Here is a 15,409-nt window from a genome sequence, read left to right as displayed (position 1 = left end):
ACAATGTAATTAAAAATAGAATAAACAATCACCATTATTCGGCCATTATATTAACAGGTTATCACTTTAAAAGGGATATTCGGATGAACTTTGAGCAAACAAACTAAAAAATTCAATTTTTTTACAATTGGAGCTAGACAGCGGGGTCAGAGATAGGCATAATTTCGCGCTATGGAAGGATGGCCGAGTGGCTGAAGGCAGCGGTCTTGAAAACCGCCGATGGGAAACCATCCTAGAGTTCGAATCTCTATCCTTCCGCCAGAATTAGCCGGCTTAGCTCAGTTGGTAGAGCAACTGACTTGTAATCAGTAGGTCACCAGTTCGACTCCGGTAGCCGGCACCATATAAGAACCCGTTATCTTGTAAGAGATAGCGGGTTTTTTCTTATCTATAATTCTCTTTTTTCTATTCTCTCTTATTTTATCTCTTTTGGGTTACTCTATTTATCTCTCTTCATCACTATAATTTTTGGCCTCTAGTTATCAAAAATTAACCAATATATTAGAGGGTTAGCATTTTTTAAGCAGAAAATGTGTGAAGATTGAGCAAACAGATAAAAAAGTCATTTTTTTTACAATCAGGGCTAGACAGCGGGGTCAGAGATAGGCATAATTCCGCGCTATGGAAGGATGGCCGAGTGGCTGAAGGCAGCGGTCTTGAAAACCGCCGATGGGAAACCATCCTAGAGTTCGAATCTCTATCCTTCCGCCAGAATTAGCCGGCTTAGCTCAGTTGGTAGAGCAACTGACTTGTAATCAGTAGGTCACCAGTTCGACTCCGGTAGCCGGCACCATATAAGAACCCGTTATCTCGTAAGAGATAACGGGTTTTTTCTTTATTAGTTGCGTTAAATAATGTTCTATCATTTACTAATTTTGATTATTTCTCAGTACCTCGTTGTTTTATTTTTAATATAAATAAAAATTTACTATTGATGCTAAATATAGCAATACTTCGGTTAAATCCGTTGATAAAGCTAAAAATATTTGTGGATGTTAATTTTGCACCATCTTCGATTAAGAAAAGTTCAAACATTTATTCTCTGTTGAAATGCAACATAAATATTGTTTGCCCGTGATCCCATCACTGGTAATGTTCGTATCATCATAATAATAGGGAAAATTACCTTTATCACTTAAGGGCGTTCGGACTAACTTTCCTGATGGATGAATTGTTTTTATAATATATTCTTTTATTTAGAATAATATTCTAATGTTGAAGTTATTACTGACACTGCTACGAAATTATTAAATGATGGCACTCTTTTCACTAGGAACAGACTGAAAGTATTTAATAAATAGGTACATCTAATTTACCTGAATACAGAATGAAATAGGTATTAATTTACGGTAAAGGTGATTGGGTATTAAATTTGATATTGAGTATTAATTTTCAACTTTCTATATCTAACAAAAGCCACTTATAAAACAGGTGGCTTTTCATCAATAAGATAAAATTACTCTTTTACCTTACCCTTGTCCTTATTTATCTATTTCAATTGGAATATAATAATTAACATCTTTTAATAATGATGCAGGATTAGTAGCGAGAATTGAAACAGGATAATCATCTTGAAATATATACTCTTCAATATCGGGAGCACCATTCTTTCTTGGAATATTAAGTTTTCTAAGTAAAATACCATAGGTATTATAGATAATATCTTTATAATCTAATTTTAATAATGCTTCTGGAATACTAAATTTTAAATACTTTGTATCCTTTATATGAGCATGATCTTTGAATTGAGAATGATAAGCGTCAGGTTTATTTTCCATCATGGTTGCATATTTTATTGTTAATTCATTATTTTTATTAGATAAAATATTATGTAAAGCATAAACCCGTTCATGCTTGGAGAGCTTCTGTTGAAAGAAGACTTTCCAGTATTCTTCTCGCGCTTTTTCTGTATTAAAATTCCAATCAATCATATTAGCTTTATAGGTATGCTCTATACCGATTAATGGAAGCGAGTCTATTGTGACGATTTCGATATCTAAATTAAAACCACTAAATTTTCTTAACGGTAATGTAAAGCCATAAGCTTGCCAATTCTCTTTTCTACGATAATTATAGGGGGTTATATCAAATAGCTTTTTAAACGCTCTTGAGAATGTCTGCTGAGAATCAAAACGATATTTTAATGCAATATCCAGCAGTGGTGTTCTTTGCAAGCGTAATTCAACTGCAGCACAAGAGAGTCGTCTTGCTCGAATATAAGACGCTAATGTTAATCCTGTGTGTTCTTTAAATATGCGTTGAAGATGCCATTTGGAATATCCTGATTTTTGCGAAACATTCTCAAGCTTTAGATCTTTCTCTAAATTTTCTTCAATCCAATAGATAATATCTGTAATGACATTTTCACTAAACATATTCTAGCTCTAATTAAAAATTATTATTAGTGGTAGTAAGTAATACATGTATTCGACCAATTTACAGAAGATACTGTAATGAAATTAGGTTTGATTGTAAATTTATAAAAATATTTAATCTAATTTTAGGTTTTTAAAATGGTGCGCTATTTACGATAATTTGAGTATTAATTATAACATACTGATATAAATTGATAAGATTACAATTAGGTGAATAAAATAACGAGCAATTAGATAGTCTTTTTTAGATAAAATCTAAGCTAAAAGTGTTATTTTTGCAAAGTGATAAATATATTTATTTAAGAGAAGAAATATAAATAGTTATTATTCTAATTGAATAGAATATAACTATTATTATTAAGTTAAAATTAGCTAAAAATAGAGAAAATAAGTGCCATAGGGAAGCTAAGAGGCCAAGTTAAGGCGATTAATAATGCACTTAAAAGACGCATGGCTAGGCTAGGATCTTTGGTTAAAAAGAAAGTAATAATAAACGATATAATAGCACCAATAAGGTAGCTTATTCCAATAATAGAGATAGCAGACATAATAGATCATTCAGTAAATAAATTGCCACAATTGTACTCCAAAATTGTTAAAGAAACAGAGGAATAGGGCAAACTTTTCAATAAATGTCATTATTAATGTGCAAATTTTAAACATTTATCTCACTTTTGATCTCTGCTTGCTTTTGGGTTTAATCACACAAGATAATAACAAGGTTAAAGCTAAAAAACAAAAAATAGAAATATAACATATTGATTATAACTGTTATTTATAACAATCTTTATTGTCTAAAATGATGGTTATTAAAAATAGAACAAAACGACATAGATCTTTTTTAGTGGTTTCACTATAAAAAATAAAATTTTTAAATGCTGATTTTTAAGGCAGGATAGTAATGAAGAGATAAATTTGATGTTTGTAAATGCACAGGTTAGTTATATTACATCATGATATCGACAGAATGTAATAAATGGAGTGAATGCCATTTTATACATACTTGTAGATAATTTGGCTTATGGATGGCGCGACTTAATGGATATAAGCGTTAGCTGGGAAGCATTTAAAAATCCCCTTTAAGATTGAAAAGGGGATTTATTTTTATATTCTTTTCAGATAGAGGTTAATAGCTGTTGCTATATTAAAATGGTAATTTATAAAAGTAATAACCTGTCAATGACGTTTATTGTAAAGAAAATAAACGCTGTTTTGATTAATAAACAACTAGCGTGGTAGTTTTTATGATCCCTTATCAATCAACTTTGACGTTTTGGTTTGAAGAATGCACACCAGAGCAATGGTTTAAAAAAGATCCTCAGTTTGATAAAGAAATTAGCCGTAGATTTGGTGAATTATGTTTAAGCGCGAGTCGTGGCGAGTTGGCATCATGGAGAGAAACGATAGAAGGGCGTTTAGCTGAGGTGATTATTCTTGATCAATTCTCACGTAATATTTGGCGAGATACGCCAAAAGCTTTTGCCCAAGATAATATGGCATTAATCTTAGCGCAAGAAGCTATCAGGTTACCTGAGTATCTGACATTAACACCGGTTAAACGTAAGTTTATGATCATGCCATTTATGCATTCAGAATCCCCTAAAATTCATCAAGATGCGGTTATCTTGTTTTCTCAGCTTAATGATGACAATACTTATCAATATGAATTAAGACACAAAGAAATTATTGATAAATATGGTCGCTATCCTCACCGTAATGAAATTTTAGGACGAACATCTACACCTGAAGAATTAGACTTTTTGCAGCAACCTGGTTCTTCATTCTAAAAAAATGCATACCTTTTTCGGGTATGCATTTTTGTTTCTTTTTTATAACTGATTAATCAGTCATAACGTCAAGATTACATTGTAATATGCCATAAATTATAGAAGGCGATACGACCTGACAACTCAGCAATAATGACCGCAGCAGCACAAGTTGCTAGCGTCATTTTTGATGCTTGTGCTTTTACAGCAGTAAATCCTACGATAACCACACCTAATGCTAATACTGCTAATTGGAATCCCCAAAATAGAGATTGATCAGCGCTGAGTTCTGGGCCTGTAAAGCCAAGGAAGCTAACATAGCCAGAGCGAGTAGCAAAAGTAATAATGGCACCAATAATAAAGGACAATGCACCTAAACGTCGAGCACCTGTTGCCATTGCTAATACACCACCGCCAACTAACAGCGTCATCCAGAATTGCAATGTCGTGTAGTTTGTATTCCAGTTAGCAATTGTAGGAATATGATAAATTTGCGGAATAGACCAAACAAATGCTAGACCAAAAACAACGGTAAATAGGTTACAAATTTCACGTAAGCCTTTCCATTTTTTCATTATAGTGAGTGCGACAGTGGCAAAAGCAAAACCTGTAAACACACCACTTAAAAACGCTTCGTTACTCATTGGAGAACGGCCAACGCCTAAAAGCATATTGAAAAAACGCAGTGGCTGACCAACGTGTAATCCACCAATACCTAAGCCAATTAATGTTAAAACCAAGGCTAAAATATTTGCATTACGTAGTTGGTTTTCATCAATTTGACCTAATTTTTTACTGATATAAGCAATAAGAAACAGACCTGCTGCTGATGAACCTAAAACAGTAAAAAAGACTAGAGGAAGTTCATGCATGGTTTATACCTCCGCCGCATTTTGAACTGAGCCGGTTTTATCACCAGAAGGCTTCGCTTCTTTGTGTGCTTTGATCACGATATTTGGATTGGTCAAGCTAGGATCAGGCATTGGTGCGATACCACACTCAGTACCGTGTTTTGCTCTGATCACTTCAATATCATCAAAATCAAGTGCACGTTGAGGACAAGACTCAACACAAACCGGTTTCATGCCTTGTGCTACACGTTCGTAGCAACCATCACACTTAGACATGAGTTTTTTCTTCTCATCGAATTGTGGTGCACCATAAGGGCAACGTAATTCACAATAACGACAACCCACACAAATATCTTGGTTAACAACCACTAAACCATCTTCTTCACGTTTATGCATAGCACCCGTTGGGCAACCTGCAACGCAAGTCGGATTTGAACAATGGTTACAAGAAATGGATAAATAATAACTATAGATATTTTGTGTCCAGATCCCGTCCTGTTTTGCCCAGCTACCACCACCGTATTCATAAACACGACGGAATTTAGGGCCTAAATCTAAATCTTTTTCATCCTTGCAACTGACTTGACAGGTTTTACAGCCAGTGCATTTAGTGGAGTCAAAATAAAAACCATATTGCTTCATGAGTTAACTCCTTATGCACGTTTCACTTCAACAAGGTTTGTATGTTGTGGATTTCCTTTAGCAAACGGCGATGGGTGCCAGCTTGTTAATGTATTAATACATCCACCTGTATCTACACCTGTTGTATCAAGTGAACGCCATGCACCTTGCGGTACTGCAATCACACCAGGTAATACACGATCTGTCACTTTAACGAGAATATTTAAACGACCACGATCATTATAAATCTCAGCAATATCGCCAGATTTTAATCCGCGTTCAGCTGCGTCAATTGGGTTTAACCAGAATTGATGCGGAATAGCTTCACGTAACATAGCGACGTTATAGTAGCTTGAGTGAACGTGGCCTTTGTCGTGGAAACCGGTCATTTGCAGAGGGAATTTCTCTTTAAGCTTAACGTTTTCAACGCCTTCTTCATTCTTACAATATTCTGGAATTGCAGGGATACGGTCGCCTTCAGGTAAAACCCAGCCTTCAGTATCTTGCATCAATTTTTCAGAATAAATTTCAATCTTACCTGACGCTGTTTTTAATGGATTAGCGATAGGATCTTGACGGAATGCTTCAAGTGCAACGTATTGATTACGATTAGGTAATTTACGATCGATAATTCCTACATCGTTAGTTTCTGCAAATGTAGGCAACGCTGGATTTTTCTCACGCATTTGGTTATAGCAATATTCAATCCACTCTTCGTAAGTACGTCCTTCAGTGAATTGTTCTTTGGTGCCCATTTTTTCGGCAATGTCTGTTAAGACATCATAACAAGGGCGGTTTTCCCAAAGTGGCTTAATCGCATTTTGTAAACGGACAACATAGTGGTAAGCGCCACTTGCGTAAGAGTTATTGATAAGATCGTTAGTCTCAACAGTTGTCACATCTGGCAATAAAATATCTGCGTATTTTGCAGAAGGGGTCATGTGGTTATCCCACACTAAAATAAACTCACATTTTGATTCATCTTGCAGTAAATCATGCGTTTTATTCAAGTCAGCGTGTTGGTTACCAATCACGTTGCTGGAATAACACCACATAAATTTAATGCCTGTATCAAGTTTATCTTTATTTCTGACACCCGCATTTTTGCTGGTCAGTTGATCACCGCGAGCAATTGCTTCGGACCACATAAATGTTGGGATCAACGTCTTAACTGGATTAGGCAGAGCAAAGCTTGCAACTGGATAAGCAACGTTACCACCCCAACAACCTGTATTCGTACCAGGGCGGCCAATGTGACCTGACATTAATGGTAGCATCATAATCGCACGACATGCCTGCTCACCGTACGCTGGATACCCCAACCTTGAGAGATCCACGCAGCTCTTGCACCACCAATTTCACGTGCTAATTGGATAATACGATCAACAGAAATACCCGTTAATTTACTTGCCCACTCAGGTGTTTTTGCAATGCCATCAGGACCATTACCTAAAATATAATCTTTATAAGAGCCATTTTCAGGTGCTGATGCTGGTAATGTTTGTTTATCCCAACCGACACAATATTCGCGTAAGAAGTCTTCATCGGTGATGCCTTCTTGGATCATCACATAACCTAATGCAGCGACTAACGCAGCATCGGTACCTGGATAAATTGGGATCCATTCGGCACCTAATGTTGTCACACTGTCAGTACGACGAGGATCGATGATGATAACTTTACTTTTGCTCTTATCTAACGCATTTAACGTTTCATAGAATTGACCACCACCAGACATACGTGTTTCAGCAAGGTTATGACCAAACATCACGACTAAGTCTGAATTCTCAATTTCTGTTAACAGTGATTCCAACATGTCCCCGTAAACATAAGGCACAATACCGGTTAATTGAGAGTATGAATAAGTACCATAGTCACTTAAAAAGCCACCAACAGTACTTAATAAGCGTTTACATGCTGTTCTACCGTGTAAGTTCGCGCCAGTAGAGCCTGTACCATATTGGTAATAAATGGACTCATTACCGTATTTTTCGATGGTATATTTTAATTTTTCCGCGATGATTGAAGTGGCTTCATCCCAAGAAATGCGCTCAAATTTACCTTCACCACGTTTACCAACACGCTTCATTGGGTATTTTAAACGGTCTGGGTTATATGTTTTCCAGCGTACAGAACGACCACGCAGACACGGGCGAATTTGGTGAAGACCAAATGTTGAATCGTCATACATCGTTTCATTAGAAATACGACGAATAACGCCATCTTTCACATGCACTTTTAATGGACAACGACTACCACAGTTCACTAAACATGCACTGTATTTGATAGTTTCAGATGTCTCATCAGGGCGGATCCCCTGGGGAGTTTGAGCATTAGCAGCGAATGGTAATGAAACCGTTCCTGCAACAGCAGCTGCACCAGAAATAACCGCTGCAGACTGAATGAATCCACGCCGACTCATTTCAGTAATAGAAGTATTATTTTTAATTTTTGACATTGACATTACCCTAACATTTTTCACAACAAGTAAAGTTGTATATATATGTTAAGTTATAACCCTTCTACCTATAATGATTTATATCAATATAAAAAATGTTAATAACGTTATATAAAAAAATGATTATTAAACAAATGGTTACAATTTCTGATTAATACCACTTTAGTGGTAAATAAAATATCAAATAAATAGGAATTAACAATCAATCGCTATGTGAAAAATAACATATCGTTTTTCATAAATATATAGAAAAACAAGATTGTTAACATAATAACAAAATAAGAGATTAAAAATATTTGTTAATAAGAAAAGTAAAAAAGAAGAATGACTCTTCTTTTTTACTTAATACGAAAATGATTTATTGAGGATTATTTTCGACAGGAAATCTGAGTGCTCTTACATCATTTCCAGTTGGAGACTGGTGAACCCTTAAGCCGAATTGAGGCAAAATAGCAAAGATATGATCAAATATATCTGATTGAATTGCCTCGTATTGAACCCAAACAGTGGTATTCGTAAAGGCATAAATTTCAATGGGAAGCCCATCAGAAGTTGGTGCTAATTGTCTTACCATAATTGTCATTTGCTTATGAACATTAGGATGGTTTTTTAAATAGGCTTCAACATACGCACGGAAGGTTCCAATATTGGTCATGCCACGTTGGTTTAATGGTATTTGACATTCATTACCTAAGGTGGAATTGAATTGGTTAATTTCACTTTCCTTATTTTTTATATAAGGCGCTAACAAATGAGCCTTTTCTAGATTATCAATTTGTTTTTTATCTAAAAAATGGATGCTGTTAATATCAAGAGCAAGACTTCTTTTAATACGACGTCCTCCTGATTTTGTCATTGCTTGCCAGTTTTTAAAGGAATCTGAAATGAGAGAATAAGTGGGAATCGTTGTAACCGTATTGTCCCAATTACGCACTTTAACGGTTGTTAAACTAATATCAATGACAGCGCCATCAGCTCCATATTTAGGCATTTCTAGCCAGTCACCAAGACTTATCATATTGTTTGCAGATAATTGAATGCCGGCGACTAATCCCATAATAGGATCTTTAAACACCAACATTAACACCGCCGTCATGGCGCCTAAACCACTGAGTAAAATAAGAGGGGATTTGCCAATAAGTAGGGAAATAATCATTATCCCAATCAGCACCGAGGCGGCGAGTTTTAAGCTTTGAAAAATACCTTTTAATGGTAATCGGCCAAATGAGGATGAATTTCTCATGATCTGCATACAGAGATCCATAATAGAGAAAAGCATCAACAAGCCAAAAATTAAGCACCAGGCTTGGGCACTGGTGGTGAGAATTTCTTGGGTTTTACCCGATCCCATCCACACTAGCGCTTGGATATTAACAACAATACCTTGGATTAAAAAAGCAAAACGACTAAATAGCTTATTTATTTCTAGAGAAAGTTGCCATTTCTGATCGTATTGACTTATTGCCTTGGAAATTTTAGGCAAGACCAGCCTGTGCAAAATAAAATGGAGAATGATTGCGACAAGAAAAATAATGGCTAAAACGAGTAGGAGAGAAGCAATTTGGGCGTACTCTTCATTAAATTGACGTATCCATGTAAGCAGTTGCTGCTGCATAAAATATCCTCATAGTTAATGCGGGTTGTATATTAAGAGTATAGAAAAGAGAGCTTAGTTCAATAAGGTGAATTTTTTGTTACGAAAAATGCGAGGGTAAGTGAAATGGTAAATAAGCGCAGTAGAGTGAATAAAAGCCAGAAATAGTCTTTTGTGCGATGAGGGTGCTATTTCTGGCTTTATGCTGTATTTTATCTATAAATCAAATAATTACAGTAAACGAGTTGAAGATAATTTTACAACAACTTGGTGCAGATTAGTAATAAAAGAAGTCATTGATTTCATATTAAGTATCCTATTAATAAAATGTGATTCGTGTCACAAATATTTTCTAAGATTGATTTTAATCACATTTTCATAACAGTCAATAGCTATATACAAAAATATTTTAAATTTTAAATTATTTTTTATGTTAAAAGTGTTTTTTATCGTTTCCATAGATGAAAGATGCTTGGGGAATTCTTTATCTTATTGTTTATATGGTGTTTTTTTGTTTTTTCTATTAACAATGCTTAGTTGACTTTTTTCTATTGTAATTTTCACTCGATTTTTTTGCTTTAAGCTAAACATGGAATCGGAAAAGAAAGGAAATCACTCAATGAATATCGAAACAAAAGAAGAACGTTTACAAAAAATTTTACAAGGTGAGAAAGACGCAATAGCACCGATACCACTTGTTTATGATGATGATTCTCAAGTCGTAATTGATCCTAATGTGGAAATTAAATTTAATCAGATAAAATCATCTCCTGATGATCCTGATAATGAAGTTAAAATGAATCGAGTTATCAAATATGAGGTGGTTGTCACGGGGATTAACCTACGTTTAGCTGAATGGCGTACGAGTCCGAAAGGCATTTTAATTTTGCCAAATAACAAAGATGTCTACATTACGATAGTCGATGACAGTAAAACAGAGATCTCTTTAACGGGTAATCGAAATGGTGTGGCATCATTACAATTAATCTTAAAAGATGAAGATGATGAAAATAGGGTTTATTACGCAACGCCGATACAAATTCGTGTTACCCCACCTAAAACCAATCCTAACACCGATTGTTCAGCGTCTAATTGTGAAAAATTTGATGACTTACTGACAATACGTTCAGAATCTATGCAATGGCCAAGTCAGTGGGAAAGTGTGTCTAAAAGTTTTGTTGCACATCTTCAAGATAAAGAAGGCGAAGATGTTCAAAATAAAGAAGTCAAATTAATTTACGATGTAGAGAATAGTACATTAGCCGTCGAGCCAGAAATTTATAATGCTGATGGTGAGCTAAGTAATATTGGCAAAACGAACAAATACGGTATTGCAAATTTTAAAGTCAAATTTAAAAAGAGTGAACCTAAACAATTGGCTATCTTTCATGCTGAAACTGAAAATAGCGAAGATCCAACTAACCCAATTAAATCAAGAGATTTTTATGTTGAAATGACAACGGAGAAATTGCCTTCTCCAAGAGTGCCTGCAACATTAAATGGTATTCTTAGCTATCATAGTGAGAATTATTGCGTTAACGCGAATCTTATTTTAGGTCGTGATATTAGTGAAAGCACACAAGTTGGATTTTATTTTAATGATCAACTTAAGATGTTACCATGTACTGATAAATCAGCAGTCTCTGTTAGATTAGAAAATCAATTATTAACAAATGGTATTCATTATATTTCTTTCTTTACGGTTGATATCTTCGATAATATCTGTTTTTCTCGACGTGAGCGTATTATTGTTGATAACTCTTTAACGGGAGAGTGTAGTAAGCAAATTAAAAATATTGCGCCAAAACCTTGTATTAGTGTCATTATTCCCCAGATTTGCGATCGTTACTTTAATTCTGTCAATATTAGGCTTTTACCTTCTTTGTGTTTACAAATTAAAAATCGTGTAGCGAAGATGAATATCCAAAAAATGGTTATCATCTATAATGGTTACTCTAAGATAAATAACAGTGAAAGAACATTGGTCTATCGCTCAACATTAGAAATCTACGCTGATGATCCTCGTTTAGGGAATTTCTTGCACGATACAACACCTAATAATGATCCTATTAATATGGTTGAAATTGTTGAGCCTGCATTAGAGAGTATTTTGGCGGATGCATTGCCTAACATTGAAGTAGGACAACTCGGTATTCAGGTGATGGTCTTTGAAAAAACGGGAAATTGTTACCTGTGTGGAGAGAATATGTATACGGTATCTCTGCGTTTACCTTGTGCTTAATAATAATCTATTCTGTTTTCTACTTAAGAGCCACTTTATGTGGCTCTTAATCTATATTTAATCAATAAGATTATTATCATTAAATAGTCAATTAGTGCGTCATTCTTTTTATTGCACTGGTTATCGATAGTATTGTGATAGAACTTAAAATAAGTTGTATACCAATCAATGCCATAACTAATGCAACAGAGGTTTCAGGGCCAAAAGCAATTAAGAAATAGGCGATAACGAAGTCTAAAAATCCCACTAATATATTGAACCAGCCATAAAAATTGTCTTTAATTTGTTTGAAACCAACATTCAGGCGCAATATCCCAGCAAAAATAAATAGAAAGCCGATAAAAAAGGCGAGGCTAAGCATACCTTGCAATGGATCAGTAATAAAGATATAGCCTAAAAGAAGGTAAATAAAACCCGCTAATAACGTAATTAGCATTGACCAACCGGAATAGAGCTGACTATTAAAACCAGCAATAATAGTGGATATTGCACAAGCAAAAAAAACAATACTGAGTAATACACTGATAACAATACCTGAAGAGAGAGGATTAATAATACAGATAAAACCAGCGATAAAACCCAGTATAGCGATAATGTTCATTAAAGTGCATTGTTTCTTCACCAATTTCTCTGTTAGCTGAGAGAGATTATTTTTATTAATATCTAACATAGTAACCTCTTTATCCTTATGTTTGGTATATAAGTTAAATTATAGCAATTTTTGCTTATATGGCATGATTTCTTTAAATAAAAATATAATTTAAAGAGGTATGAAGGTGGGTAAATCATCTTTGAAATATAAAATTGATGGAGTAAGGTGGGAAGTTAAATCAAAAATCAATCAAATTTATAGCGGAGGTAAAATGTCTGATATAGTGTATTTAGACAGTCACTTTGTACCTAGAGAACAGGCTAAAATATCTGTTTTTGACCGTGGTTTTTTATTTGCAGATGCAGTTTATGAAGTTACTGCGGTTATCGATAGTCAATTAATCGACTTTAGCGGGCATTTCCAACGATTACAACGATCATGTAAAGAATTGGGTTTATCGATACCCATTACCAAAGATCAATTAATTCATATTCATCATCAGCTTATTGAAAAAAATAATCTTCATGAAGGGCTTATTTATTTGCAAATAACTCGAGGTACAGATTCCTCTCGTTTTTTTGATTTTCCGCCTTCATCCGTCTCTTCTACAATAGTGGCTTTTGTTCAACATTCAACAGTGGTTAATCACCCTAATGCAAAAGAAGGGATTTCAGTGATCAGTGTTGAAGATATTCGTTGGCAGCGTTGTGATATAAAAACAGTTGCCCTGTTAGCGGCTTGCTTAGCTAAACATCAAGCACATCAACAAGGCGCTGATGATGCCATTTTAATTAAAGAAGGTTATATAACAGAAGGTAGTTCAAGTAATTTCTTTATTGTTAATCATAATAATGAAATCATTACTCGGCCACTGAGTCAGGATATTTTACCCGGTATTACACGCCAAGCGATTATTCAATTAGCGCAAGAAGAAGGGCTTAAAATAATCGAGCGCCGATTTACACTTGATGAGGCGAAAAAAGCTAAAGAAGCTTTTATTAGCTCAGCGACTACATTAATTTGGCCAGTTATTTCAATCGATAATCAAGATATCAATCAAGGTGTAGTTGGGCAGTTATCCCAACGGTTACGAGAGATTTATCTTGATAAAGCACTTAAAAAATAATTGACTAGACAGATATTTTTATCAAATTTATCGCACTGCTTTCAGATTTTTTATTGCTATATAGCAGTGCGGTAAATTAATAATTTTACTCTGTTAATTCGTTTCTTTATGTTAATTATGATGTTCAATAATCATAACGGCAGTTGTGTCTGGTTCTAAAGCGCGTAATACATGAGTGACATCGCCAGGATAGCAAATATAATCACCGGGTTGTAATTCTTGCTGATTATCTAAAGTTCCCACCATTGCACTACCACTAATAATAATAATATGTTCGGTGACATTCTTACTGTGAGGATCTGATACTCTGTCTTTTCCTGGTTGTGCAATCACGGTGTATATATCGCGTTTTGCACCGACAGGACAGGATGATAGTAAAAAAGCATGGTAATACGCTTTTTCGGCACTAATTTTAAAGCCATCACCTTTGCGAATAACTTTGATTTCAGATTGTGGGGCTGAAATAAGTTGAGAAAAAGGGATATTTAACGCAACACAAATTGCCCAAAGTGTTTCAATACTTGGGTTTCCTTGTCCAGCTTCTAGTTGAGACAATGTTGATTTTGCAACACCAGCTCGTCTTGCTATTTCAGCAAGTGAAAGACCCGCTTTTTTTCTTTCTCTAGTCAGTGCTTGAGAAATAATTTCAATAGGCGCACAAGGCGATGACATCATAGCTTCCTTCAAAAATCATCTTGCAAAAAAACCAATCGTTCAACATAATGAACGAAGTGTTCGATAAAAAATACTATATTTTATGCAAATTAACAGTCGTCTTGATAATAACGTACTTAGAGATATTGTGCTTGTTTCATTAGCTGATGGTATTGTCGGTATCTCTTATGGCGCTTTAGCTCATACCCAAGGCTTTGATTTTTGGGTGCCGTTGGTGTTATCCATTTTTGTTTTAGCGGGAGCTTCTGAATTTCTTTTTATTGGTGTTGTAGCGATGGGAGGAAGTGCAATATATGCAGCTCTTGCCGGATTAATGGTTAACGCACGACATATTCCTTTTAGTCTAGCAGTAAAGGATTTACCCGGAAAGGGACTTAAATCATTATTAGGTTTTCATATATTAAATGATGAGAGTGTTGTATTTGGTTTATCTCAACGTACTGCTGAACAAAATAAATTAGCGTTTTGGGCTTGTGGATTAGGGATTTTATTTGTTTGGCCTTTAGGAACCATGATTGGTGTTTACTTGGGGTCATTTATTGTAGATATAAAGATGCTAGGGTTGGATGCGATGTTTCCGGCGATCATTCTCGCATTAAGTTTACCTGCATTAAAAAATAAGCTAACACGTCATGCTGCAATAATAGGAGGCATTATTGCACTTGCAACCACATTATTCCTCCCTGCTGGGATCCCCGTCTTGTTATCGTTATTAGGCGTATTGTTTGTGATAAGGAAAGTATAATGTCTACCGCTTCAATTATTACAGGAATTATTATTCTTGCTGTTGGTACATACACTATGCGTCTTTCGGGAATATTACTCAATAATAAAGCGGAGGTATCAGAGAGAGTTAAAGAGATCCTCTCATTATCGGCAATTGTTATTCTGTTTTCGGTAGCGATGACATCGACATTTTTTGATGGTGGCCAACTTGCTGATATTTCAAAAATTATTGGTGTTGGTGTAGCGGGTGTACTTACTTGGCAGAAAAAGCCTTTTATTATAATTGTGCTTAGTGCAGCAATAGTAACAGCAGGCCTACGTTGGTTAATTAATCTTTGGGTATGACGTCCGTTAGTGCCTCATCACGGTAATAAAAAGGAGGT

Annotated in this window: 12 protein-coding genes, 4 tRNA genes and 1 pseudogene; 9 read left to right on the top strand and 8 right to left on the bottom strand. The window is 35.0% G+C overall.

All coding sequences use genetic code 11. From position 1 onward, the window contains the following. The first annotated feature begins 173 nt into the window (after positions 1 to 173). From QSH13_RS06860 to QSH13_RS06845, 4 genes are all read left to right on the top strand, one after another. Positions 174 to 261: transfer RNA gene (locus QSH13_RS06860), tRNA-Ser, on the top strand. A 6-nt stretch (positions 262 to 267) separates the two neighbouring features. Next, positions 268 to 343 (top strand) — tRNA-Thr (locus QSH13_RS06855). Positions 344 to 623: 280 nt separating this feature from the next. Then, positions 624 to 711, top strand: a tRNA-Ser gene (locus QSH13_RS06850). Positions 712 to 717: 6 nt separating this feature from the next. Beyond that, a tRNA-Thr gene (locus QSH13_RS06845) sits at positions 718 to 793 on the top strand. A gap of 688 nt (positions 794 to 1,481) precedes the next feature. On the opposite strand, the gene QSH13_RS06840 is transcribed toward QSH13_RS06845, so the two are convergent. Continuing rightward, the gene (locus tag QSH13_RS06840) at positions 1,482 to 2,375 is read right to left on the bottom strand and encodes a helix-turn-helix domain-containing protein (protein WP_196544188.1); all 894 of its coding nucleotides are present in this window, start codon (positions 2,373 to 2,375) and stop codon (positions 1,482 to 1,484) included. Positions 2,376 to 2,743: 368 nt separating this feature from the next. After that, complete coding sequence (locus QSH13_RS06835) at positions 2,744 to 2,923, bottom strand: GhoT/OrtT family toxin (RefSeq protein ID WP_109396049.1); 180 nt, start codon at positions 2,921 to 2,923, stop codon at positions 2,744 to 2,746. Between the two features lie 696 nt (positions 2,924 to 3,619). Here QSH13_RS06835 and QSH13_RS06830 point away from each other — a divergent pair. Beyond that, positions 3,620 to 4,162, top strand: a complete 543-nt coding sequence (locus tag QSH13_RS06830) for a DUF924 family protein (RefSeq protein WP_109396048.1) — start codon at positions 3,620 to 3,622, stop codon at positions 4,160 to 4,162. A 74-nt stretch (positions 4,163 to 4,236) separates the two neighbouring features. On the opposite strand, the gene QSH13_RS06825 is transcribed toward QSH13_RS06830, so the two are convergent. The 4 genes and pseudogenes from QSH13_RS06825 to QSH13_RS06810 form a co-directional block, all read right to left on the bottom strand. Beyond that, complete coding sequence (locus QSH13_RS06825) at positions 4,237 to 5,013, bottom strand: dimethyl sulfoxide reductase anchor subunit family protein (RefSeq protein ID WP_109396047.1); 777 nt, start codon at positions 5,011 to 5,013, stop codon at positions 4,237 to 4,239. A 3-nt stretch (positions 5,014 to 5,016) separates the two neighbouring features. Then, positions 5,017 to 5,634 carry a DMSO/selenate family reductase complex B subunit gene (locus QSH13_RS06820; protein ID WP_023581764.1) on the bottom strand — a complete coding sequence of 206 codons (618 nt, stop codon included), beginning with the start codon at positions 5,632 to 5,634 and terminating at the stop codon, positions 5,017 to 5,019. An 11-nt stretch (positions 5,635 to 5,645) separates the two neighbouring features. Continuing rightward, positions 5,646 to 8,071: pseudogene (locus tag QSH13_RS06815) on the bottom strand (DMSO/selenate family reductase complex A subunit). Positions 8,072 to 8,429: 358 nt separating this feature from the next. After that, the gene (locus QSH13_RS06810) at positions 8,430 to 9,686 is read right to left on the bottom strand and encodes a mechanosensitive ion channel family protein (RefSeq protein ID WP_196544190.1); all 1,257 of its coding nucleotides are present in this window, start codon (positions 9,684 to 9,686) and stop codon (positions 8,430 to 8,432) included. A 598-nt stretch (positions 9,687 to 10,284) separates the two neighbouring features. Here QSH13_RS06810 and QSH13_RS06805 point away from each other — a divergent pair. Then, entirely contained in the window at positions 10,285 to 11,907 is a 1,623-nt protein-coding gene (locus tag QSH13_RS06805) for a hypothetical protein (protein WP_286038968.1), read from the top strand. A 91-nt stretch (positions 11,908 to 11,998) separates the two neighbouring features. Here QSH13_RS06805 and QSH13_RS06800 read toward each other — a convergent pair whose 3' ends face one another. Then, positions 11,999 to 12,577, bottom strand: a complete 579-nt coding sequence (locus QSH13_RS06800) for an HdeD family acid-resistance protein (RefSeq protein ID WP_286038967.1) — start codon at positions 12,575 to 12,577, stop codon at positions 11,999 to 12,001. Between the two features lie 193 nt (positions 12,578 to 12,770). Between QSH13_RS06800 and QSH13_RS06795 the strand changes: the two genes are divergently transcribed. Then, the gene (locus tag QSH13_RS06795) at positions 12,771 to 13,625 is read left to right on the top strand and encodes a D-amino-acid transaminase (protein ID WP_109406717.1); all 855 of its coding nucleotides are present in this window, start codon (positions 12,771 to 12,773) and stop codon (positions 13,623 to 13,625) included. Between the two features lie 111 nt (positions 13,626 to 13,736). On the opposite strand, the gene QSH13_RS06790 is transcribed toward QSH13_RS06795, so the two are convergent. Then, entirely contained in the window at positions 13,737 to 14,297 is a 561-nt protein-coding gene (locus QSH13_RS06790; protein ID WP_185902294.1) for a helix-turn-helix domain-containing protein, read from the bottom strand. An 85-nt stretch (positions 14,298 to 14,382) separates the two neighbouring features. On the opposite strand from QSH13_RS06790, the gene QSH13_RS06785 reads away from it, so the two are divergent. Together QSH13_RS06785 and QSH13_RS06780 are read left to right on the top strand one after the other, a co-directional pair. Beyond that, entirely contained in the window at positions 14,383 to 15,045 is a 663-nt protein-coding gene (locus tag QSH13_RS06785) for an AzlC family ABC transporter permease (protein WP_109396040.1), read from the top strand. Further along, complete coding sequence (locus QSH13_RS06780) at positions 15,042 to 15,371, top strand: AzlD domain-containing protein (RefSeq protein ID WP_196544193.1); 330 nt, start codon at positions 15,042 to 15,044, stop codon at positions 15,369 to 15,371. Before QSH13_RS06785 ends, QSH13_RS06780 begins: the two co-directional genes overlap by 4 nt. The last annotated feature ends 38 nt before the right edge of the window (positions 15,372 to 15,409 follow it).

Origin of the sequence: Proteus faecis (genome assembly GCF_030286765.1) — a bacterium.
In the GTDB taxonomy this organism is placed as follows: domain Bacteria; phylum Pseudomonadota; class Gammaproteobacteria; order Enterobacterales; family Enterobacteriaceae; genus Proteus; species Proteus faecis.
Note: the sequence above shows the minus strand (reverse complement) of the source record. Positions and strands in the feature narration are given on the sequence as shown.

Excerpts from the sequence above, each read along its gene's own strand:
- QSH13_RS06805 (WP_286038968.1), top strand. The coding sequence starts at position 10,285 with ATGAATATCGAAACAAAAGAAGAACGTTTACAAAAAATTTTACAAGGT.
- QSH13_RS06790 (WP_185902294.1), bottom strand. The coding sequence starts at position 14,297 with ATGTCATCGCCTTGTGCGCCTATTGAAATTATTTCTCAAGCACTGACT.
- QSH13_RS06785 (WP_109396040.1), top strand. The coding sequence starts at position 14,383 with ATGCAAATTAACAGTCGTCTTGATAATAACGTACTTAGAGATATTGTG.
- QSH13_RS06830 (WP_109396048.1), top strand. The coding sequence starts at position 3,620 with ATGATCCCTTATCAATCAACTTTGACGTTTTGGTTTGAAGAATGCACA.
- QSH13_RS06795 (WP_109406717.1), top strand. The coding sequence starts at position 12,771 with ATGTCTGATATAGTGTATTTAGACAGTCACTTTGTACCTAGAGAACAG.
- QSH13_RS06800 (WP_286038967.1), bottom strand. The coding sequence starts at position 12,577 with ATGTTAGATATTAATAAAAATAATCTCTCTCAGCTAACAGAGAAATTG.
- QSH13_RS06820 (WP_023581764.1), bottom strand. The coding sequence starts at position 5,634 with ATGAAGCAATATGGTTTTTATTTTGACTCCACTAAATGCACTGGCTGT.
- QSH13_RS06825 (WP_109396047.1), bottom strand. The coding sequence starts at position 5,013 with ATGCATGAACTTCCTCTAGTCTTTTTTACTGTTTTAGGTTCATCAGCA.
- QSH13_RS06835 (WP_109396049.1), bottom strand. The coding sequence starts at position 2,923 with ATGTCTGCTATCTCTATTATTGGAATAAGCTACCTTATTGGTGCTATT.
- QSH13_RS06840 (WP_196544188.1), bottom strand. The coding sequence starts at position 2,375 with ATGTTTAGTGAAAATGTCATTACAGATATTATCTATTGGATTGAAGAA.
- QSH13_RS06810 (WP_196544190.1), bottom strand. The coding sequence starts at position 9,686 with ATGCAGCAGCAACTGCTTACATGGATACGTCAATTTAATGAAGAGTAC.